This window comes from Hymenobacter volaticus (assembly GCF_022921055.1).
GTDB lineage: Bacteria > Bacteroidota > Bacteroidia > Cytophagales > Hymenobacteraceae > Hymenobacter > Hymenobacter volaticus.
This window is the reverse complement of sequence record NZ_CP095065.1, coordinates 215238-235869: the sequence shown is the minus strand read 5'-3', so window position 1 is coordinate 235869 and position 20632 is coordinate 215238. Positions and strand designations below refer to the sequence as shown.

The following is a 20632-nucleotide window of genomic DNA, read 5'->3' as shown; positions in this document are numbered from 1 at the left end:
CACCCCACTAAGTAGGCACTTCCTATACTTTGTTTATCTAATGACTTTAATAAACAACTCCCAGCTCAATGCCGCTTGATATATACTGGCAGGAAGGACAAGCAAGAGAGTGGCTAGGCAGCCTACCATTGATACGCCTTTAGAAGAATTGCTTTATGCTTTCAGCCAAACGGCTGGTATTCCGGTCGACCCCTATGGGGCATCTCCCGGTTATATCGCTCGCAGTGGCAAAAGCTGATAGAACTGGCGGAAAAGCAGGGGTATCCAACAGCAAAACTACAAGCAATTCAGACGGCCGTCCAGGCTAGTAAAACGGATGGCCTTCTAGTTTTATTCGGTGATTAACATAAAAAAGACTTCTCGGACATTGGCGAGCCTGCTTTCCGCTCCCTATTCGCACCAATTTGATACCTGGCAGACATACGGCCTGATCACGGGCCCTATCAGATCCTAACTGAAAGACGGTAAGTACTTAAATCACCGTTTCCGTGTACGAATCAAGCGTTGGCCACCTTGTGTTTCGGCGCACAAGGTGGCCAACGCTTCGCCTTATGCCAAATGAAAAGTCCTTTTTTTCTACAGTAACTTACTGAGGTTCACTGCATATTTAGGAAGCCAAGGGTAGCAGCAACGCCTACTTAATCAGTACATGAGGTTGGGCAGCACTGACACAGCGACTAGGTTTGCGCGCATTCCTATTTAACTGGTCTACCATGAAAACTTCCCCGTATCGTTCGTTCGGCTGGCTGCCGGGCTGTTTTTGCTTCTCGGGTGCGACACCACCGAGCCCGAACCCCGGTTGAAACTGCCAGCGGTTACGTCGAGGGGGCCAATACCTGGGTTTTGAGATCGACGAGCGCGTCTGGGTCAACTACGGCCGGGGCTGCTTTGGCTTCGGGGGCGGCGGCTGTTTCGAGAACAAGTTGCAGGCAGATTTGAGCACCTTCAACGGCGTGCGTTCGCTGTCGCTATCGGCCGGATTAGCGACAGCCCGCCATCAGGAAAGTTTTGGCTTACGCATCGATACGTTGCGGGGAACCGGTACATACTGGGCGGGCGGCCCCGGCCTCCTCGATGCCGGGGGAGTGGCCACCGGGCGACCGGCTTAATGCTAACGGAGGGGCGCCTCCGACAGCTTTTCGTCAGCCGCGCAAAGTCGACGCGCATTGTCCTTACGCGCGTCGATACGGTTCGACGTATTGTCTCCGGCACTTTTGAGGCCGGCTCGAAGAGGGCTTTACTCCGGGCACCTTCATAACGATTCGCAATGGGCGGTTTGATGTGACCTATTAAGCTCTCCTTTCCCTGAACAGCAACTGGTGGGGCTCGTAAGGCTTCTATTCTCGTACGGTGGCCCTATTCGAGCTTAAGAAGCTAGTTTACCAATCAACGTTCAGGAAACTCTGCGAGGTAGTGAGTTTCCTAAACTCTATCCAGCGTGTCTTTGTGGCCTATTGTGTCGCAAACAACAGACAACAACAGGCCGCACACCCTTGCAATTAACAATGCTTACGAGGCGCACTATTGGCCGGGTTTGCAAATGCCGATACCACTCTAGTTAGACAGAAACGAGAAATAGGCGACTGGCTGGCCTGTGCTATTCCCGGAAAAATTTCTTAACATAATTGGTGTTATAAACGGAACCTATGATTTGTTATACATTTCCAGCTGTTCTCATCTTTGTTTAGTTAGGTACTTTTCTAGGAACTATGGTCGCTCACTATCAAGGCTAACAACATCTGCATCAATCGCAACATGACACATGAAACTAAGGAATGGTATGGCGTTAAGTTACTGTTTACCTATACCTTGGTTGGCGAGCCTATTCCAGCTCTAGTGGATGCGCTCTTTGAGCCGGACGTGAGAGCCTACGAAGAAAGCATTGTGCTATTGCAAGCTGAATCAGCGGACAGGGCGTATGAACTGGCCGACCAGTGGGCCAAGCAACGCGAAACGGACTACAGCAATACGTATGGCCAACAGGTCCTCGTCCGTTTATACGACGCACTGGATTGTTATCAAGTAGACCTAGAAGAGGGACAGACCCTGGTGAGTGGGGTGGAAGTATATTCCACTATCATCGAAGGCAAGGCTAGCCAAGAACTAACCACGTTTATTGATCAAGCTTTTCCTATTCAGCCTGGTCACAAACACATGTTCCTAAACAGACGGTTTAATGGCTAAACAGAACTCCTTTTCATAGCGCCTGCTACTCACCAACCAAACAGCCGTAACGTTTGTTGAACGGCTCGAGAAGATGTTACAGGCTAGAGATGGAGAGCCGTTTAATGACAGCGCGCGGTCTTCCACACTTGGTCTACAAGCCTGAACAACGTAGCTTTCGCCGATGGGAAGCCTTCGAATTCGCTACGTCTGCTTTGTCACTCCGCCGACACCTGCGCAAGTAGTAACTCAGGTAAGGAGCTTGACCAGAATCGCGATTGGCGTGGCTTCACAAGACGAGACCCACTTAACAGTTTTTCATCCCGCCATCCTGAACAGCTCCTTTCCTTAAGCTGGTCGACCGATCGCTTACAGAAGATAGCGCTGCTGAAGGAGACAGCAGGGTTCAACTCCCACTGGCTCCCCTTTCCTGCTATGCCCCACTGCATTAGCCTGGAATCAGCGCCACGCACCACGCTCAGCTATCGGTACTTGGAAACGTCCCTGTTGGTCGTTTTACAACGCTGTGACGGGTTGCTAGAGGATTCCAACCCGCTTCCAAACTGGGCAGGAAAACCATGGCATGACGTCCACTCTCCTGCTACTTGGAGCAGGCTTAAAAGGTATTGGCCATAGCATGGCTTGACTTCCTCACAGCACTACATCCCCTTTTCTGAACAACGGCCAAGAAAGCGGACAAATCAGTCCAAGACCAGTACCCGTACCCGTACCTGGCCCATCCTATTCAGTGTTTGATGATGCTCCTGTCTCTTTGCTTTGCCCTACGCCTACTGCCCTGGCCGCTGTGTGCTGAACGCTACTCTATCCAGCGTGTGAGCGAGTCCCCTCACCGTCTTCTCTTCTTTGTCGGTACTCTCTCCCTTAACTCGTGTGACTCTACCTTTGTCTTGACACGGTTCACGTTTGCCACTCCCCGAGCAAGCACGCGGTTCGATCGGCAAGGAAACCCAAAGCGGTTCGTACTCTCTGCGGAAGCAGCAGCTTCTACTCACCGTAACGGCGGGCGATTTACCTCATCAACCGATCTACTTCAACCGCCGAGGCCGCAGACTCTACTATTATGAGCCTTATCAGGTGGGAAAGAACCGGGCGGCTTGGCGCAAACGCTGAGGCAAATAAAAGCATTACGCGAGCGAGTAGGCCAATTGTCACTTTATGAGGGTCGTTTGTAAAATGACAATTAAAATATTATATGTTTAATATATAGTCTGTAAACCAAGTCTTCCCCTAAGCAAAGAGGTCCCTAGTGCCGTAAAGTCAGCGTTATGAGGCTGTCTTTTCGGTTGCCTAGCGTATCCCGCAAGTGAAGGCGTACGTGCTGGTCGGTGGTGCTAGATGCTACCAGCTTGGTATAGCCGGGAAAGAACCCGACTACTACTTCTTGGCCCGCTCGCACTTCGCGGACTTGAATGCCGTTTGGCACGGTGGCGTTTGAGGCAATCGTATAGAGGGTGAAGCGCTGCTGTGTCTTGGGAGGATCGACCTGCCTCAGCAACTGCGGAGGGTTGGTATCAAAAATGGAAAAAGTGGCCAGCTGGTAGACGAGTAAGCCCAAGAGAACGAGGAGCGAGGCAACGAAGAAAACTGCTTTTCTTTTCATGGCTTGTTTTCTTTGACGGACCCTCTGTAAAATGACAAATGGCTTATAATGCTTGCTTGAGCACTGTTCTTTGGCTGTTAGGAGCTCCCTATAATAGAAATAGGTTGTCGTAGTCACGGCAGATGGCCACCACGGCTTGCTGGTCTATCTCTGCGGCTATCTTCACTTCCAGGTCCTGCGTGAGCGTCGCTCCGATTGGTTGTCCCTGCCGGTAAATGAATTCGTACCCCTCCGCCTCTAAATCCAAGAAGGTAGCCTCTGCCTCTAGAATGCCACTTAAGTCTAGAAACCAGTTTCTAATACTAAGCGAGTGTTGAAACAGCCGGCTCATGGCCGAAGTGGCGGCATCAAAACTGAAAAAAGAGTAGTCGCTTGCCTGTATTTGCTTGGACTCTAAATAAATACACCCAACGCGTCCACTCGTGTCGGTAGGGAAGTGGTCGCGGTATTCGCTTTTATTGAGGAAGTATTTCGGCTTCCTATTATCCGTGTACGCATTATAGGCACCATCAATTGAGCCCTGCAAATACCACAGTAACGCGTCATCAAGCGGGAAAGTGAGCGTAAGACAAGTGCCGAATGGCTCTGGTAGCTGCTGGATGGATCCTGCTTGCAAGATGTGAGCTAGTAGACGTTGCTCATCTGCTTGCTTAACAAGCATCACATATCGAAAATTAAGTCCCATAATGCTGAAGGGCCGAGGATAGAGGTTATCATTAAAGTACTACGATTTAGAGGGAGGGCATTAAGGGCAAAAGTCGTCACTATTCCGGGAGAGAGCTTATAAAAAACATTACGTTAAGCAACTTTATCAAGAAATTAAGCGGATGATTGCTTCGTTCCTAGCAACAGAAAAATTCAATTTCCAAATCGTTTTTTTACTTATATCCAGGGATTTGTTTCCCTTGCTTGAAAAGTTCTTATTCTCGCTCTGTTAGCGAAACATTGTCGATAAAATAATAGGCGTTGAGAACAAAACGGCCTTGCAGTCTGCCTGCTTGTAGCCCTTGACCAATAATCGTCCGATAGGCTAGGCGGCTTACCTTTCTTCGCGGAAGACCAAGGTAACAGTAGGAAAAGGGTTCGGTAGCAGTAAAGTCAGCTTCCACTACTTGCCAGGTGTGCTGACGGGCCACGGCAATTCCTTTAGAAACGTCGGGCTCCACCAACTCATAGTGTTTCGTGAACGAAGGACTCCTCGAGAAGGAGACATAGATCGAGTCGCTCGCAATACCGGATGAATCAGCTAACGACAGGAAAAAGCGAATATGGTATGTCTTGCCCACCGTCAGAGGTCGACTCAGCTTGGTGTAGATGACTTCATGGGAAGCATAGTTCTCTTTCGCTCCCCGAGTGGTATTATAATGAAGCAAGTACAAACCCGCCTGTCCTTCGCCCTCGTACGCTTTCCGGTACCCGCTAAAATTACGGAGCACATCCACCGAATCTCGCCGCTGTTCCGAACAGGTGTGCAGGTAATCCGGTGTGCCTTCATTGCCCTGCCAACCGGTTGCTAAGCGAATTTCGCCCGGTTCGATGGGACAAGAACTCATCGTTTCAAAGTCCCCATTAATAATATATTCTTGAACTTGTCCCTGCGCACGAGAAGCCGTTAGGATCCCGGAAAAAAGCAGGAGCAGAAAGCAGCCTATTGGCATAAACTAAGATAGAAGAGGTAAGTGCTCTTGACTATTATTCGAAGCATAGCCTCGCAAATATCAAACCTAGGTCTACAGAGGAGTCTTGTATGTAGGCTGAAAGCTCCTATAGCCTGAGGGGTTCACAGCAAGTGCCTTGTTTCTGAATTGACAGAACAGGAAGCTAGGAATCATATTACCCCAAGGCTTTCCATGATGTCGTATAAGTACCAATTATATTTAATAGGAATGCAGGCGCTTATACTAGGCCATTCCCGTCCACTCTTCCTGCTTTGGTCTTATGGCTAACCTAGCGCCCTTCGCCTGGCTGGCGTTGTACCTGAACTTAGGGTTGAATCTCTTCGGCCTACTCACCATTATTAGCTGCAATATCCTGCACTGGTCCTGTGCGGCCATCGCCTACTATCTCTACGCGGCGCTGTGGCTAGGTGTTCCGTTGTTTATCCTGACTCTGTGGGGTGCGCCATCGGGTACCTTTACGCGGCCACGCCTCGCTCAAGCCCGGCGCTACCGACGCCTGTTTTTGCTCAATCTCGGAATTGTGGCTCTTCTCTTCATCCCGGCTGTAGTCGCCGTCTTCTTCTAACGGCTTTCTAGTTGCTATCGTGGGGGCACAACAGGATTCCGGGGCAGACAAAGGACCTCTGGCAACTGGTGTTCGGATTACCTAGTGAAAAATGCCCTCGAAAACCCGCGTTTTCAGGGGCGTTGAAGGGGGTAGTAAAGGTGTTCGAAATAGAGATCATTTCGAACAGGCTGTATTGCGTTCGAATCACTAGTGAACCCCTTATCAAGCCTTGCTAGTGCGCATAGCGAGCGGAAAGCGATTTCGTTTTCTATCTTGAGCCGATGATACGGGCAATTCCACTAGGACAGAAGCTGAGCAACCAGCTAGTAACTGTGCTGCTCAGCTTCACGACCCTAGGCACGAGCTGTACGTCCCCTCCAGATTCCGCCCTGCAAGTGCAATGGGGTGCCAACTCGACAAACAGCTTCCCCCAGGCCGTGGACGTTTCTCGGCTCGGTACCTACCCCGCCCGCACCTGCTCCGGCGGGGGGTATTTTTATGATGATGTGCTGGAATACCGCGTGTGGGTGTCTACCCGACAGGAGGGAGAATACTACCGCGCATTTGCGGACTACCCAAGTGCATGCAGTTTTTCCACCCGGACCGCCGGCGCGCAAGCGCCCTGTGTGCTCGTGCGGCAACAAGAGTATGTGGACGAACCGCAACAGGACGTGTTCTTGCGCGTGCGCAGTGAGCGCCTAACCGAATGGCGGCCCGAGTGGCTGGCAGGCAGTAAACGAACCGGCACGAGCATCGACCAATTTCTGGCTGAGCAGCCCCGCGCTACTCCCTGAGGTAACGCGGCCCTAAACCGGTGTGGGCTTACTTAAATAGCGGCGAAGACGCTCCCCCTTTAATTGGACAGTTGTTCAACGCACGTTTGTAAAATGCCAAATGACTAAAATCTCTTGGAACGCGAGCTATCCAAGCAAGTAACAGAGCTGGTGCTCATTTATGGTTAAGGTTAGAAGCATTGTGCGGTCAAAAAAGCAAAGCATTCGATGGCCCTAGTCTTGGCGTACACACAGGTACCGGTCACCAACCGCGTGCCCTTCGAAGTAGGCTACCTTGCCGGGTAAGAAGGAAAGGATGGTCGTGTTGCTCTCGCCCACAATGACTTCGAGCGCCTCGTCCAGGCGCATGGTGCGCGCATGGAACGGCTCGTAAGCAGAAAGCACATAACACGTGGTTACGTGATAGGGGTTGAGCGCTTGCCGCACGAAGGCTATATCGTCTTGCTTACTGCCTTTAGGCAGTTGAGTACAGTAGCGCAGATCTAAGCGGCGGGACAAGTTATCCAAGCCAAGCATGGGGTTGCCTTTTTGAGGCTTTTGGTTCGCTTCCGTACGCTGTTGGTAGCGTTTGGCCAGAAACGCGGTCAGAAACGCTTGTAGATGATCCGGCATGGACTATAAAGAAGATGGTTGTAGAGGATACATAGCTCGTAACGTCTTTTCGAGCACCGTTCAACAAACGTTACGGTTTAGATATACTAGCCGTCGTGCACCTTATTCCGTTTCCAGCTGCCGTAGTATCTTTCAGCTGATGGCCTTCTCTACCACCTATCCGCTCGACTGTGGCAAGCATGAGATTCTCTATCTAGATGCCGACGAAGACGGCAACTATATTGCTTTGCTCAGCAATGGAGAAGTGTGGCAAAACGTGGGGGGAAACCTGTCCCGTCTGCCGCTGCCACGAACGTTTAAAGCGCCACGCATTCGAGACCTAAAGGCCGGACACTTCGTCGTCATTGATGCCGGGGCTTACTCCCCCAGTAACGGCTATATTTTCAACCCGTTCGGTGAGTTGGTGCGCTGCTTTGATGCAGGTGACTACATCGAGCAGGTGCTGGTTCACGCCGATCGGATTGTGATTTCCTATCAGGACTCCGGCATAGTCAGTGGGAAAAAGCCGAGCAGTGATGGCGTCGCCGTGTTTGGGCTGGATGGCGAACGGGTTTACGGCCTTAACTCGCAGTATTCCTACTGGATGTTGCATTGTTATGCGCTTTGTAAACTGGGCAAGGATAGCATCCTGGCCTATAGCTACACCGACTTTCCGTTGCTGGAGGTGCGCTTGACCGACTTTCGAGTCTTACAACAGCCCACACCCCGAGACTTTGAAGGGTCGCACGCCCTGTCTCCGAGTTACGGCAATCTTATTTTTTACGCTTCCTACCAGGATAAGACCAGCTTCTTCTGGTGGGATCGAAAGCGAAAAGTGAAGCGGTTTGGGCACTGGCCTGCTAGGTACCTATGGGGCATTGGGGCTGGCAAGTTTGTGACGGTTGATGCCCGCAGTTTTACGATCATAGATTCGATGGAGATGATGAGGAAAGAGCATCATTCATAGCGCCTCATCACGAGCATAAGTGTCAGCTTAGAAATTAGCAAGACACAAAATCAACGCACTCTAAAATCGGCAACCATTTTATTATTTTTCCTGAGTGTCGGTTATAACACCAGTGGCTGTTGCAAAAGTAGAGTATGAGCCAACGAACGGGCCCGGGTGCTGGTAGGGAGATCACGCTATTGCCCGGCTGGCAGGCGTGAAAGCGCAGGCACTTCTTCAAGTTATAGGCCATCGCGGCTATGTACAGGACTTTGGCGGCTCCTGCTTGGCCCTTCTTGCTGAGGTGGCGCAAGCCATAGTAGGTGATCAAACTGCCCAGTACGGGTTCGACGGTTGACGCGCGTAGTCGCCGCATCCGTTGACCAACCCGCGTGGCCAACCGCGCGAGCATGCGCTCATAATGAGCTTTGTAGGGGGTATGATGTAGCCGTTTCTCGCGGGCCTTCTTGCCTTTGCATTGTGCCGCCAGCGGACAGACCTTGCACTCGGCGGCCTTGGCCATGTAGCGTTTCTTAGGATTACCCTGCGCATCGACGAACACCTTGTCAAACGTCAGCTGCTTACTCTGGCTGCAGGTATAGCGGTCACGGGCCGCATCGTAAGTAAAGCCGGCGTGCTCGACTTTGTATTTGCCATGGGCCGGAATATAGCCGGTCAGACCACGTTCCTCCAGCTGCTCGTAGTTCTCCCCTGAGCTGTAGCCGGCATCCGCGATAACAGTAGTCATGGCCAGCGCGAAGCCGTTTAACCGTTGCTGCGTAGCGTCTACAATGGCCAGCAAATACCGGCTGTCGCGCCAGTCAGCCAAGTCTGCGTGAATGTGCGTGATCACGTGCTGGGCCACATCGACGCTCACGCTAGCCGTGTAGGCCAACTGGCGAACCTTGCCCGTTTTGAAGCAAATGCGGGCCTCTGGATCCGCCGGACTGTAGTGGGTCAGGTTGCTAACGAGTCGTCCGCTTTTGGTCGGGGCAGCCTTGCGGATGGCGGCATGAAAGCGTTGGATATGCTGCAAGCGGTCCACCGAAGCGGTGATGCATGGGGCGTTGGCGGGGGCTGCGTTGGTTGTCGCCTGCGTGGAGGTCCTTGAACGCTTGGACTGGAGCCGGCTCATGGAGGCATTGGCTTTAATGTAAGCGGAATCAACGGCTTGAGTATGGCCGCTGACCAGGCCCTGCTGAATGCACAACCCGACAATGTGCGTAAAGCAAGCTTCAAAGACGGAGACCGGTAAGCGTTGCCGCGTTCGCGAGACGGTACTATGCCAGGGCAAGGGCTGGGCCAGATCATAGCCCAAAAAGGCACGGATACCCAGATGCAATTGCGCCAGTTCCAGGAGTTTGCGATCGGAGGTGATATTCTCCAAGTGGCCGACCAAGAGCAGCTTGACAAACACCACGGGATCGAGCGAGGGCCGACCGCCTGCGCTGTAAAAAGGCGCGAACAGGGGCCGCACAAAGTTGAAATCAACCGTCTGCAGTAGTTGCTGGTAAAAGTGGTGAGCGGGGACCAATTTGATCAGCGACGTCTGGATCGGGTGAAAGCCAAGCATGAGTCACTAACACTTAAATCCCACCAGGAGTTGACTTTTGCAACAGCCACACCAATTATGTTAAGCAACTTATCTAAGGAATGAGTTGGTTGCATTCTAGCACTTTAACACCAGTAAAATTATATTCTTATAAAGTGTCTTTTCCCCTTAGCCTGCTTGTCTTCTGCTGACGAGCCTACGCTCTACTCACTTATCTGACCGGTTCAACGGATTGACAATGGTATACGGCACGCGGATCGTGAACGAGTCGGAGCGCGTACCGATCAAGGCCCGGATGGTACCGGTCCAATGGGCCGTGACGCTGTCAGCTTTTCCGGTAGCGGAACGGGGTACTGGAAACGAGACCTTTCCGCGTCCTAACCGGTCCAGGGCAATCGGCCGGCCATTGACGCGCATGCCTTCTAAAACGACAGCAGGAAGCGAGTGCGACAAGAACAGAGTGGCTCGGTACGTGTCGCCGGCCGCGATGGTCCGCGTTTCGGCGACGGCCGAGGCAAAGTCATAGCCGCTAAAGTCGGCGTTGCCGCCCACTTTAGCGGCTAAGGGCTGCAGACCCGTGGCGTGTACGCGCAGGACTTCGGCTTTCGCCTGGGAAAGCCAAGCTAACACGGCGACTAAGGGCGCATCGTGGTAAAGTTGCTGCAGCTGCGTCGGGGTGCGAAACAATACTGGAAGCCCCCGTGTGCTCACCTGAAATGAATGGGCATAGGTGGTGAGCTTTTGTTGTAAAGCGAGCGCCGCCCCATGCGCAAACAAGAGTTGGGTCACCGTACGATGGGCATCTAACTCCGCTAAGCCCTGCTCATTGCCGGTGGCTTGCAGCAGCATGTGGCGCATAGAATCCAAGGTGGCTAAGAGGCGCGTAGTGCGGGCATGTTGCGCCTGCGCCTGCTGCAGCAAGGTCACATCCGCCCGCTGAAATCGGCTCATTTCGGTGTTTGCCTCTATTCCCTTCACCGTCAGGTAAGTGGCTTGCCAGGCCGCGGCGTTGAGCGGTTGCAAGGTTTCATCGAGGGAGCGATACCGCTCGAGTTCGGCAGCCGAAGGGGAACAGCTACTCAACAGCAGCACAAGGAGGAGAAAAAGTAGCTGGATAGAGTGCAGATAAAGTTGCGTCTCAAGTGAGGGCAGCCTGCTGGCGTCACGCGTTGAGCAGGAGGGGCAGTTCATAATAAGTGTCGTATAAGTCGAATTATGTTTAATAGACTTGGCTCTTTCGCCATGGGCCTATTCGTGCGTGGGGAGTATTCCCAACCAGATACCATCGCCAATCGTGGGGAGTCGGTTCATGCCGGGAAACAAGGTTCCGGTCATCTCGCGGACGCGCTCCTCACTACTAGAGACTGGTAACTCTGTGCCAGGATCAAGTAGCTGGACGGCTTGCTCGCGCATCAGGTCACGGATGACGTGCTCATGCTGCGTCACCTGCTGTAATTCTGGCAAGGACGCCTCTGGATAGAGCGTATGGATTTCGGCCCCTAAAAACCAGAGCTCCGTGTAATCATCTTTGAGGATGCTCAGCTCCCGTTCTTTGGCCTTCAAAAAAGCATGCATAAGGAAAGTAGGGGGTAATAGTCTTGGCTGATGGTCGGCTTACAGTTCGGACTCTGTTACTCGCGCAAATAGGCCAGAAAGCCGTTTACACACGCCTGGATCTCTTCGGTGGTCGTAAAGGGATTCACTCGTTGTTCTAACTGCCCTCGAATAGCCTCCCATTTACTTTTTATGGCGTAGAGATCATCGGCCCGGAAGGTAAAGGATTGGTGGTCTAAGATGCGTTTGGCGCCCATTTGCACCTCGGAATCGCCATAAAACAGTAAGTCAAACAGATCAGGTAGTAAGTGCTGGCAATCCAGATACTCCAGCGCGTACACCAAACTGCCGCGATATGCCTCATTCTCTGGTTTGCGAATCGCCTGCAGGAGCGCCGGGACGGCCCGGCTATCGCCGATCTCATGCAAGGCAATACAAGCTCGGTTGCGAACCAACACATCGGGTTGATCGAGCAGGGCGAGTAAGAAATCCAACACCTCCGGGCTCGCCAGGGAGATCAGGGCATCGAGCGCCGGCTCACTAATGGTCCAATCGCTCGAGAGAAAATGGGCTTTGAGGGTAGCAAGATCGTGGGCCATGGTAAACTGTACCGCTTCGACTGCAACAACAGGCCTAACGAAAGTTAGCCTTGCTGCCATAAGCCTAAGTTAGACGGAACGAAGAGCACATCTAAATACTATCTTCTACATTTCTGAAGAAACTGCTTTACATAAAGTTGCTTCTCGGACATCAAGCGACAAGTTTTACTTCACTCTACCGGCCACGGCACAAGGTACTGGTGTGTACCCTTTCGCCTTCCAGTGTTAGCTACTTCAGGTTCACTCTACGACAGAAGCTGGTGCGCCCTCTTTCCCCTTTAGCGGGCCGTTTCGTTGAAAAGCGGGTTTGCTAGATAAGGGGAAGTAGAGCTCTGAGGGGAGCAAGTAGACGAGCTGGCTTGCTGGTCCGCTTTGCCCCGGCAAGCAGTCTACAATCAGGCGCGGGTTTTACTTTGCTGGGGTGTTGCGCACAGCTCCTAGCAGATGCTTGCTGCCGAACCTAGCGGCCGTAGAGAGACGGGTAGGAAAAGAGCCACCCTACAGCTGGAGCGTGTTGAACGAAGCAAAATCCCCTTTGGCCGTTTCCTGCTGCTCCACGATGGGTTGCGCTGGATTTATAACGCGCTTGCCCTTGATGTAGAAGCAATACTTTACTTCTTTCCGGTCCGACTTTACCCGTAAACGCCACCCGGTGGGCGTTTTCTGCATGACGCGCAAGAAATTGTAGTCGCCTTTGATCTCCACCACCACGGCTTGGGCGGCGGCATACCCGGGTAAGTCAATGACGGCGTTCGCCTCTTCTGTATCGCGCAGATTGGCTAAGAGGGCCGTGGTTTTCCAACTCGGTTTCTGCACGGCCGCTAACACCTGAATCGCGGCCTGATTCTGGCCATTGACGGCCAAAACCTCGGCTTTGGTAAACTGCACTTCCGTGCTGTCCAGGCGCTGGTTGGTGTACATATACTGCTCCCAAAGGGGAAACAGAACGCGGGCGTTGGCGAAATCCTTCTCGATATAGAAGTTATCTAAAAAGGCCAGGCGTAACTGCGACTCCTTTTCACTGGCACTGAAGGAGTCTTCTTCTTCTAAAAAGCGGTGGACCGCGGCGGCGCTACCCGTCGTTTGCATCACCTGCGCCAGGCGGCGGCTCGCATTGTGGGGAAATTGGCTGGCTAACAGGATATGGCGTGGGCCTTGTTTGAGTAAGGCGGGTACACTCGTATGCCAAGGCGTTTGGTACTCTTCCGCTAGGTAAAACCAGATTTCGCCGGTGGCGAGATTGTGGATGTTGGTGTAGACCGACGTGGTAAACTCCCGCTGGGAGGTGGCAGCGGCAATCTGGACGAAGTTGGCGTGGCTGACGCCGTCCTTGGCCAGCAATGCTTGCGCCAGCGGGTAGCGCCAGCAGCTCTGCTTCTGCGCCCCGGTGGCACACACGTTGAAGTTGGTGGAGGTGAGCTGCTTGGTCGCACGCAGAATCGTATCCGGGGTAATAACGGCCAGATTGCCCTCCTTATCGGCCAGATGAATCTGGTCGCCTAGGCCCGGCAAGTAGTACGTGTCCCACAAGGCCAAAAACTCCGGCACCGTTTGGCAGTGCTCGAGCATATATTCGAGCATATTGCCGTGGGGAAAGGGCTGTTTGCCCACGCTGAGCTTATAGTTCTGGGGCGGGGCAACGCGTTGATGTCGAAAAAGAGCCCGGCTTCATTCACCCCTCCTTGCACGCTACTCTGCGCCGAACCGTAGGTAAGGGTGATATAGCCCAGCGTCTTTTTATCCTGAGCGGGAAAGACGTTCACATAGTTGGAGGCAGTATGGAAGAAGTCTTCGTTGTTCATCGCCCAGGTCTGGCCTTGGCGGTCGGTACCCGAGACGATGGTGCATGCGCCGAGCCAGCTTGTGGGCAGCAGGAGCAGAAGCAAGAGGAAGGCCATTCTCATCAGGTGGGTCGAGTAGGACGGGGAAAAGGAGAACGAATAGAAAGATACGGCCTACTAGCTCGTTCGAACGCGGCCTTATCTCGAGAGCAGAACGTATTCTGCATCTCGGTTCGTCAGCGGACTACTGGGGGAGCGCGTCATTCGTTACAGCGCCAGGGAAAAATGGGTGCGCTAGTTCCGGCCGAACCCAAGCCCAACCAATACGCGCACGAGTACCCTCCGGTCAGCGCATGGACAGACCGGAGGGTACTCGTGCGCGTATTGGTTGGGTAAGGGCCCGAAAGTGCGGACCTTTGGTGTATGCCTCGCAAAGAAGAACTGCCCCAGATCGGCCTCAAGTTGCCGGTGCCCGACTATACCCTGCTCAAAGAAGAAGCCGCCCGCGCCGGCGTACTGGTGAACACCTATGCCCGCCAACTGGTCCTGACGCGGGGCCGCCGAGGCGGCCGCGGTTCAGGCGCACTATCAGCGGCGGGAGGAGGTGCATCAGGAATTGCTAGACGAGTATTTTCAAGCCGCGTTGCAGGCCAAGTCCTTCGCGCAGCAGCAGGCCTACTTCCGCGAGCAGTTTCAGCTCATTGAGTTCTATCTCGCCAAAGGCGAGCTAGCGAAGGCCGCCGAAGCCGCGGCCGAGGCGTTGAGCCGGCCGCAACTTCAGGTCGTCGTGCATGGGAAGACCACTCCCGCCTTACCGCCGGATTCGTTAGCCGACGCCCCGTTGGCGTAAGGGCCGGCACGACGTTACAGCAGGAAAGTATACAATTAACTGATATTCAGCAAGTTATACACTTACTCAAATATAAAAAGGCGATTTAAGGCGTAAAAACGCCGGGGATACTCCCTTTTTACTCCGGATGAAACGAGGGGATACTCCCTTTTTGCTCCGGATGCGCGAGGGGGATACTCCTTTTTCCATCCGGTTACCGCGCCTGAAAGCGCCGGAGCGGTAAGGGGTCGACTGAAAACGCGGTTTCCAGCCAATTGACCGGATCACCACCGGAGCTAACAGCGCGCCTGCACTCAGATAGAGTAGTAGGGGTAGCAGGCGATGGTGGGCGTATAATCAGGACGGGTTGACGCGCCCCTCTTTCGAGCTCTGCCTCCTGAAAGCGGGTTAAAGGCCCTGCTGTTTCCGCACCAGTTTAGTAGCTCTTATAATTTCTACGCCTGATAAGGGCCCCTTATCGAGGGTAATTAGATGCTAAAAAGCGAATGGGGCTTAGCTATGTAGCTATAAAATGATTAAAGCATAACAACTCATCAGAATTTGGAGACTTGGTCCCCTAGTCTGATGAGTTGTTCGCTTACCATCTAAGCCTTAGCACCCGCTAGCGCTTAAGGCTCACCCAGCACTGGTCAATACGCACCCCACCCCATTCGCTCCATCCAAATGGTTTTGAAAGGGTTTTTGGAGTCGGCGTACTCTTGTTCCAAGTCGGCCGTCATTCGGTTAACGGTCGTCTGGAAAGGACGGGTGCCATCTTTCATCGCGATAAGCCGGGAAACCGCGTCAGCTACCTCCTGGGCATCCATGCGGTACTCGGTTATTTTCCCCTCCATGATGCCGCCAAACTGCTCCAGGGCCGTTTGCATAGCCGGTCCGTACGCCGCTACTACTTCCGGCCGGTCCGGCCCATAGCTGGCGGCTTTGGCCCCTATTTCCGTCGGAAATGGTCCGGGCAATACGGATACGGTTTCGATGCCGTACCCTTTCACTTCGTGCCGGATGCCTTCTGTGAGGGCTTCCAGCCCGAACTTGGTCATTTGGTAGGGCACAACAAAGGGGGTCGCCACCACGCCAAACCCGCTGGAGATGTTGATAATCAGCCCCGATTTATGTGCTCGCATCGACGGCAACACTGCCTGATAGGCCCGTACCACGCCGAACAGATTGACCTCAAACAGATTTTTCATCTGGGCAATCGAGGTCGCCTCGAGTAGCCCAAACCCGGTGATGCCCGCGTTATTGACTAGGACGTCTAAATGACCATACTTTTCGAGGGTCGACGTGACGGCCTGCTGAACCGACTCGTCGCGGGTGATATCCATCTCCACCACTTCCACGTTAGGCAGCGCGGCCAGCTCCTGGGCAACCGCGGCGTTTTTACTGGTGGTGTTGCGCATCGCGGCGATGACGCTGTGGCCTTGCTCCGACAGGGAAAGCACCATCAGCTTGCCAAAGCCGCTGCTGGTCCCGGTAATTAAAATGTTTTTTGACATAGCCGTACGCTGGTTCTGAGTACGCCAGCTGTTCGTTCAGCTGACCCTGCAAAATTCAGCGCGCGGCTAGGCCTAGAAAGAGGACATTTGACAGAAAATAACCGTGACATTTATCACAGCCACTGGCTAGGGTGCTGGCCAGTACGAATAAAAGGGTGGCTAGCTACCTAGTGTAGCTCATGGTGCTTGCGGACTCGGCTCAGCGTTTCGCGCGAGAGCCCTAGGTAGGAGGCCACCATGTGCAAGGGCACGCGATTATGAAAATCGGGAAAGGAGCGGAGGAAGACCTGGTACTTCTCTTCGGCGGTTGAACTAATGGCCATGTGCAGCCGGTCAGCCTGCGCAGCGATGGCGCGGCCCATTAACTGGGTCTGCAGGGCGTCGAAGGCGGGGATTTCTCTGCGAAGCATTTCCCAGTTGTCTTTGGACCAGAGCAGCAACTGGCTATCTTCCAAAGCGTCAATGGCCCCTTTGGCAGGCAGGCCGCTCTGAAAGCTTTCATAGTCACTCACCCACCAGTTCTCGCCGGTAAAGCGCAGAATATGTTCGGTCGCATCAGCACCCACGCGAAAAAGACGCAATAAGCCACTGACCACAAAGCCATGGTATTGGCATACTTGGCCTTCGTGCAGCAAGTACTGCCGACGCTTTAGCTTTTTGTACACCGTAACGGCGTCAATCTTTGCCAAGTCGGCAGCGGTCAACGAAGCTCTGTCGGTTAAGTATTTTACAAATGGTTCAACCATGGTTGGCTACTAGGTTAACGAAGCGGACCGGACACACGAAGTAATGGAGTGTGGAGGGGTGCAAACTAAGCCGTTCCTAACCCAGCTAGGTAAACATCAACGCATGTGCATGTGTTTTGCCTTCTACTGCTTTTAGGATAGCAAGTCTTTCTCATACTTGCCAAAGCCCTCAGCGACCCTCGCCGTCTGCGACTTTTCCAAGAGATTGCGCGGGCTAGGCAGCCAGCACCTGCATCAGTGTCCGATTCAGGCGCCACCTACGGGGTGCAGCTGAAATTTTCGCGGATGCGTTTTGCTTGGCTACCTGTCTGGTCCTATCTCATTCTGCGAACGGACTAACTGGCCTTGTTTATGGCCGCAGACCAGGAAACACCCTGTATTGCCAGCTAGGAAAGGAAGTTGCTGGCTGAGAAATGATTCCGGTTGATATGTCTATCTCGACTACTTGCAGCGCATGGCAACTGGCCATCAGTGGCCGGATTCCGTGACAAATGTCCTCGTAATTCGGTGACAAATGCCCTCACCCTGCCCTGGATAGGAAGCGGAACTTTGTGTAAGCAAGCAGCTAAACGGTAAGTGGTAAGTCGCCACTCCTTTTTTCACCCCTTGCTACCCACAATCCATGGCTAATAAACTAGCAAACAAAGTAGCCGTCATCACGGGCGGCAATAGCGGCATTGGCTTCGGCATTGCCCAAGAATTTCAGCAAGAAGGTGCCAAAGGCGCTATCGTCGGCCGCAACCAGGAAACGCTGGACCGTTCGGCCGCGCAACTTGGTGACAACTTTATTGCCCTCAAAGGCGACGTCACGCAAATCGCCGATTTGGAACGGGTGTTTAAAACTGTGGCCGACAAGTTTGGGAAGCTTGATGCGCTGGTCGTCAATGCGGGCGGGGCAGTGGAGTCGAGTATCGTTGGCTCGGTGGTTGGTGCTACCGAAGAACACTTTCAGCAGACAATCGACCTCAACCTGAAAAGCGTCTTTTTTACGGTGCAAAAAGCGCTGCCGTATATGAACGACGGGGCCTCCATCGTACTGGTTTCGTCGATGGTGGCACACAGAGCGATGCCCGGCCTGACGGTGTATGGGGCCGCCAAGGCGGGGGTTGTCTCCTTCGCCCGCTCCTTTTCGCAGGACCTGCTCGAACGCAACATTCGCGTCAATGTACTCAGCCCCGGCACTATTGATACCCCAGTTTTTGATAAGTTCGGGATTCCGACTGAGGCAATGGCCCAAGCCAAAAGCGGGTTTGCGGACCTGATTCCCATCAAGCGCATCGGGCAGCCCCGCGAGATGGGCCGGGTCGCGGTGTTCCTAGCTTCGGAGGATTCTTCCTTTATGCTGGGCACCGAAGTGTTGGCCGATGGCGGCGTCATCAACCTGTAATACCAGGCCTTTGCCTGGCTAGGCACGCGCAGGTCTTTTCAATCGAGTCCGGCCTCAAATTCTTCAATAGCGCTGCTTCTCGCAGCTTGAAGAATTCGAGGCCGGACTTAACCAGGAGGGGAATAGTGGAACGCGAAGGTGTACGCCAGTGGCTCGCCTATTCCTACTCTATGGGTTCACTTGTTTTTTCGTTACCATGACTAAAATCGTTTCGCCTCAGGTCGCCTTTAGTGGCTTGCTGGCGCAGGTTAAGCAGATTGCGCCGGAGATAGTTAACCAAAACGGGCAGTTTCTCAACTTACTGGAAGCCCGTTGGCAGGAGACCGGGACGCCCCGACCAGTTACCTCACCCATTGATGGGACCCGGCTGGGCGCCTTGCCCATGCTGGACCACGCTACGGCCCAGCGCGCCGTTGTTTTCGCCAAGCGAGAGGCGAGTAGTTGGGCGGCCGTTGAGCTAGACGAGCGCCGCGCGCAGGTGCAAAAGTGCCTCTCCCTCTTGCGGACGCACGCCGAACTTATCGGCAAGCTGCTCATTTGGGAAATCGGCAAAACGTACAAGGCCGGATTCACCGATATCGACCGGGCCATTGAGGGCGTGCACTGGTACGTTGATAATATCGAAGGCCTACTGAGTAGTCGGACCCCGTTAGGGCTGGTCAGTAACATTGCCTCGTGGAACTACCCCATGTCGGTGCTATTGCACGCCGTTCTGGTGCAGGCCCTTTGCGGCAATGCCGTGATTGCTAAAACGCCCACGGACGGCGGCTTTATTTCCCTGAGCCTAGTCTTCGCACTGGCGCGCCGGTGCGGCCTGCCTGTCACTCTGGTGAGCGGCAGTGGCGGCGAGCTGAGCGAGGTGCTGGTGCGCCACCCCGCCATTGACTGCCTTTCGTTTGTGGGTGGCCGCTACAACGGCCGCGTCATTGCCGACGCGCTGGCCCAAAACCAGAAACGCTACATCCTGGAAATGGAAGGCGTCAACACCTATGGCCTCTGGGATTTCTCGGACTGGAACCGGTTGGCCGACCACCTGCAGAAGGGTTACGACTACGGCAAGCAGCGCTGCACCGCCTACGTGCGCTTTGTGGTCGAGCGCCGCTTGTTTCCGCAATTCCTGGAAACCTACGCTCAGGTGGTGCGGGGCTTGCCGGTCGGTAACCCTACGCTGGTCGACCACGTCGACGACGCGCTGCCGAATCTGGCCTTTGGGCCGGTCATCCACTCTGCCCAGGCCCGGGACCTAGACCGGCTCTATACCAACGCTCTGGCCACCGGGGCAACGCCCATCTACGAGGGGCAGCTGGATAGCCAGCTTTTCTTACCCGGGCAGGATACAACCGCTTACCGGGCGCCGCGTGCGCTGGTCAACCTGCCCCGCCAGAGCGAGTTGTACTATAAAGAGCCGTTTGGCCCGCTCGACAGCATCGTCTTAGTGGACCGGGTCGACGAGTTGGTGGGTGAGATGAACGTCAGCAACGGATCCTTGGTCGCGACCTTGGCCAGCGACGACGTGGCCTGGGCCACGCGCACGGCCCAAGAAGTGCGGGCCTTCAAAGTGGGCATCAATGCGCTGCGTTCCCGCGGCGACCGGGACGAGGTGTTCGGCGGGCTGGGCGAATCCTGGAAAGGGGCCTTTGTGGGCGGAGCCCTGCTCGTGGAGTCCGTGACGCAGGGCAGCACGCCCATCCGGGGCAATTTCCCCGAGCAGCTGCGCCTGGCGGCCCCATTGGGGCTCGGGTAGGAACCTCGCCACCAGCTATTTATACGCCACCCGGGCAACCGGTATCAACTGAAAGGAAGGTTCTTTCCCTACTCTTTTACTGCCTTTTCACCGAACGAAAGCCGGCAACTAGGATGCGCTACTACCTATTGCGAAGTCGAAGTCACCGAAAAAGCTGCTCCTACTGAGTGGCTTTTTCGATGATAGAATAAGGTTGTGTTAGACGACGAGCGTTGGAGTTTACACTTACTAAGGCACACCCCACAGCCTAGTGCGCATAGAACGAGTGGGACAACTACTCCCCGCGGCAAAACAACTCGAACGGCGTGCTGTTTGAGCGTAGGTCTTGTACGACGAAGACCGGAGCCGCCGTCCGGCCTGGCAAATTCTTAACCCTTCCGATGAACATCACCCTGCTCTGCTGGCGCTCTGGCCGTCCGACCTGTTCGGCGGTCCGGGGAGTTACAGCCTGGCGTTGTCGGTGGGGGCAAGCGGTTGGCAGAGGACGTCCCGCCGGATGAAGTCCGCCAGGCCGTGCGCGACACTGCCGAAGCCACCCTTCTACCAACTCTCCACTAGCCGACAGTTCCCCGGTTTCAACGGAAG

Annotated in this window: 19 protein-coding genes; 8 read left to right on the top strand and 11 right to left on the bottom strand. The window is 54.1% G+C overall.

All coding sequences use genetic code 11. The features are described from left to right. The first annotated feature begins 953 nt into the window (after positions 1-953). Together MUN86_RS28000 and MUN86_RS27995 are read left to right on the top strand one after the other, a co-directional pair. Complete coding sequence (locus MUN86_RS28000) at positions 954-1109, top strand: hypothetical protein (protein WP_245127046.1); 156 nt, start codon at positions 954-956, stop codon at positions 1107-1109. A 646-nt stretch (positions 1110-1755) separates the two neighbouring features. Next, positions 1756-2184: a DUF4288 domain-containing protein gene (locus MUN86_RS27995; protein ID WP_245127045.1), complete on the top strand. Its 429-nt coding sequence runs from the start codon at positions 1756-1758 to the stop codon at positions 2182-2184. Positions 2185-3427: 1243 nt separating this feature from the next. Here the strand turns inward: MUN86_RS27995 and MUN86_RS27990 are convergent. The 3 genes from MUN86_RS27990 to MUN86_RS27980 form a co-directional block, all read right to left on the bottom strand. Beyond that, positions 3428-3784 (bottom strand): hypothetical protein, encoded by a 357-nt coding sequence (locus MUN86_RS27990; protein ID WP_245127044.1) that lies wholly within the window; start codon positions 3782-3784, stop codon positions 3428-3430. Between the two features lie 88 nt (positions 3785-3872). Then, entirely contained in the window at positions 3873-4469 is a 597-nt protein-coding gene (locus tag MUN86_RS27985; RefSeq protein WP_245127043.1) for a hypothetical protein, read from the bottom strand. Between the two features lie 235 nt (positions 4470-4704). After that, complete coding sequence (locus tag MUN86_RS27980; RefSeq protein WP_245127042.1) at positions 4705-5442, bottom strand: hypothetical protein; 738 nt, start codon at positions 5440-5442, stop codon at positions 4705-4707. Between the two features lie 280 nt (positions 5443-5722). Between MUN86_RS27980 and MUN86_RS27975 the strand changes: the two genes are divergently transcribed. Then, positions 5723-6028 (top strand): hypothetical protein, encoded by a 306-nt coding sequence (locus MUN86_RS27975; RefSeq protein WP_245127041.1) that lies wholly within the window; start codon positions 5723-5725, stop codon positions 6026-6028. Between the two features lie 263 nt (positions 6029-6291). Then, positions 6292-6804 carry a hypothetical protein gene (locus tag MUN86_RS27970; protein ID WP_311182491.1) on the top strand — a complete coding sequence of 171 codons (513 nt, stop codon included), beginning with the start codon at positions 6292-6294 and terminating at the stop codon, positions 6802-6804. A 213-nt stretch (positions 6805-7017) separates the two neighbouring features. Here the strand turns inward: MUN86_RS27970 and MUN86_RS27965 are convergent, their stop codons facing one another. Next, on the bottom strand, positions 7018-7416 hold the full coding sequence (locus MUN86_RS27965; RefSeq protein WP_245127040.1) for a hypothetical protein: 399 nt from the start codon (positions 7414-7416) through the stop codon (positions 7018-7020). A gap of 139 nt (positions 7417-7555) precedes the next feature. Between MUN86_RS27965 and MUN86_RS27960 the strand changes: the two genes are divergently transcribed. Beyond that, positions 7556-8362 carry a hypothetical protein gene (locus MUN86_RS27960; protein WP_245127039.1) on the top strand — a complete coding sequence of 269 codons (807 nt, stop codon included), beginning with the start codon at positions 7556-7558 and terminating at the stop codon, positions 8360-8362. A 34-nt stretch (positions 8363-8396) separates the two neighbouring features. On the opposite strand, the gene MUN86_RS27955 is transcribed toward MUN86_RS27960, so the two are convergent. The 5 genes from MUN86_RS27955 to MUN86_RS27935 form a co-directional block, all read right to left on the bottom strand. Next, positions 8397-9914 (bottom strand): IS1182 family transposase, encoded by a 1518-nt coding sequence (locus MUN86_RS27955; RefSeq protein ID WP_245127038.1) that lies wholly within the window; start codon positions 9912-9914, stop codon positions 8397-8399. Between the two features lie 186 nt (positions 9915-10100). Next, positions 10101-10985 (bottom strand): hypothetical protein, encoded by an 885-nt coding sequence (locus MUN86_RS27950; RefSeq protein ID WP_245127037.1) that lies wholly within the window; start codon positions 10983-10985, stop codon positions 10101-10103. A gap of 156 nt (positions 10986-11141) precedes the next feature. Then, complete coding sequence (locus MUN86_RS27945) at positions 11142-11468, bottom strand: hypothetical protein (protein WP_245127036.1); 327 nt, start codon at positions 11466-11468, stop codon at positions 11142-11144. A gap of 56 nt (positions 11469-11524) precedes the next feature. After that, entirely contained in the window at positions 11525-12046 is a 522-nt protein-coding gene (locus tag MUN86_RS27940; protein ID WP_245127035.1) for a HEAT repeat domain-containing protein, read from the bottom strand. A 498-nt stretch (positions 12047-12544) separates the two neighbouring features. Then, positions 12545-13627: a hypothetical protein gene (locus MUN86_RS27935; protein WP_245127034.1), complete on the bottom strand. Its 1083-nt coding sequence runs from the start codon at positions 13625-13627 to the stop codon at positions 12545-12547. Between the two features lie 804 nt (positions 13628-14431). On the opposite strand from MUN86_RS27935, the gene MUN86_RS27930 reads away from it, so the two are divergent. Next, entirely contained in the window at positions 14432-14677 is a 246-nt protein-coding gene (locus MUN86_RS27930) for a hypothetical protein (RefSeq protein WP_245127033.1), read from the top strand. Positions 14678-15306: 629 nt separating this feature from the next. On the opposite strand, the gene MUN86_RS27925 is transcribed toward MUN86_RS27930, so the two are convergent. Both MUN86_RS27925 and MUN86_RS27920 read right to left on the bottom strand, forming a co-directional pair. Continuing rightward, on the bottom strand, positions 15307-16170 hold the full coding sequence (locus tag MUN86_RS27925; RefSeq protein ID WP_245127032.1) for an SDR family oxidoreductase: 864 nt from the start codon (positions 16168-16170) through the stop codon (positions 15307-15309). A gap of 167 nt (positions 16171-16337) precedes the next feature. Next, on the bottom strand, positions 16338-16916 hold the full coding sequence (locus MUN86_RS27920; RefSeq protein WP_245127031.1) for a Crp/Fnr family transcriptional regulator: 579 nt from the start codon (positions 16914-16916) through the stop codon (positions 16338-16340). A 622-nt stretch (positions 16917-17538) separates the two neighbouring features. Here MUN86_RS27920 and MUN86_RS27915 point away from each other — a divergent pair. Both MUN86_RS27915 and MUN86_RS27910 read left to right on the top strand, forming a co-directional pair. Beyond that, complete coding sequence (locus tag MUN86_RS27915) at positions 17539-18303, top strand: SDR family oxidoreductase (protein ID WP_245127030.1); 765 nt, start codon at positions 17539-17541, stop codon at positions 18301-18303. A 196-nt stretch (positions 18304-18499) separates the two neighbouring features. Beyond that, entirely contained in the window at positions 18500-20047 is a 1548-nt protein-coding gene (locus tag MUN86_RS27910) for an aldehyde dehydrogenase family protein (RefSeq protein ID WP_245127029.1), read from the top strand. Positions 20048-20632: the final 585 nt, after the last annotated feature.

Excerpts from the sequence above, each read along its gene's own strand:
- MUN86_RS27940 (WP_245127035.1), bottom strand. The coding sequence starts at position 12,046 with ATGGCCCACGATCTTGCTACCCTCAAAGCCCATTTTCTCTCGAGCGAT.
- MUN86_RS27955 (WP_245127038.1), bottom strand. The coding sequence starts at position 9,914 with ATGCTTGGCTTTCACCCGATCCAGACGTCGCTGATCAAATTGGTCCCC.
- MUN86_RS27990 (WP_245127044.1), bottom strand. The coding sequence starts at position 3,784 with ATGAAAAGAAAAGCAGTTTTCTTCGTTGCCTCGCTCCTCGTTCTCTTG.
- MUN86_RS27925 (WP_245127032.1), bottom strand. The coding sequence starts at position 16,170 with ATGTCAAAAAACATTTTAATTACCGGGACCAGCAGCGGCTTTGGCAAG.
- MUN86_RS27985 (WP_245127043.1), bottom strand. The coding sequence starts at position 4,469 with ATGGGACTTAATTTTCGATATGTGATGCTTGTTAAGCAAGCAGATGAG.
- MUN86_RS27935 (WP_245127034.1), bottom strand. The coding sequence starts at position 13,627 with ATGCTCGAATATATGCTCGAGCACTGCCAAACGGTGCCGGAGTTTTTG.
- MUN86_RS27915 (WP_245127030.1), top strand. The coding sequence starts at position 17,539 with ATGGCTAATAAACTAGCAAACAAAGTAGCCGTCATCACGGGCGGCAAT.
- MUN86_RS27960 (WP_245127039.1), top strand. The coding sequence starts at position 7,556 with ATGGCCTTCTCTACCACCTATCCGCTCGACTGTGGCAAGCATGAGATT.
- MUN86_RS27965 (WP_245127040.1), bottom strand. The coding sequence starts at position 7,416 with ATGCCGGATCATCTACAAGCGTTTCTGACCGCGTTTCTGGCCAAACGC.
- MUN86_RS27945 (WP_245127036.1), bottom strand. The coding sequence starts at position 11,468 with ATGCATGCTTTTTTGAAGGCCAAAGAACGGGAGCTGAGCATCCTCAAA.
- MUN86_RS27980 (WP_245127042.1), bottom strand. The coding sequence starts at position 5,442 with ATGCCAATAGGCTGCTTTCTGCTCCTGCTTTTTTCCGGGATCCTAACG.
- MUN86_RS27975 (WP_245127041.1), top strand. The coding sequence starts at position 5,723 with ATGGCTAACCTAGCGCCCTTCGCCTGGCTGGCGTTGTACCTGAACTTA.
- MUN86_RS27920 (WP_245127031.1), bottom strand. The coding sequence starts at position 16,916 with ATGGTTGAACCATTTGTAAAATACTTAACCGACAGAGCTTCGTTGACC.
- MUN86_RS27970 (WP_311182491.1), top strand. The coding sequence starts at position 6,292 with ATGATACGGGCAATTCCACTAGGACAGAAGCTGAGCAACCAGCTAGTA.
- MUN86_RS27995 (WP_245127045.1), top strand. The coding sequence starts at position 1,756 with ATGACACATGAAACTAAGGAATGGTATGGCGTTAAGTTACTGTTTACC.
- MUN86_RS27910 (WP_245127029.1), top strand. The coding sequence starts at position 18,500 with ATGACTAAAATCGTTTCGCCTCAGGTCGCCTTTAGTGGCTTGCTGGCG.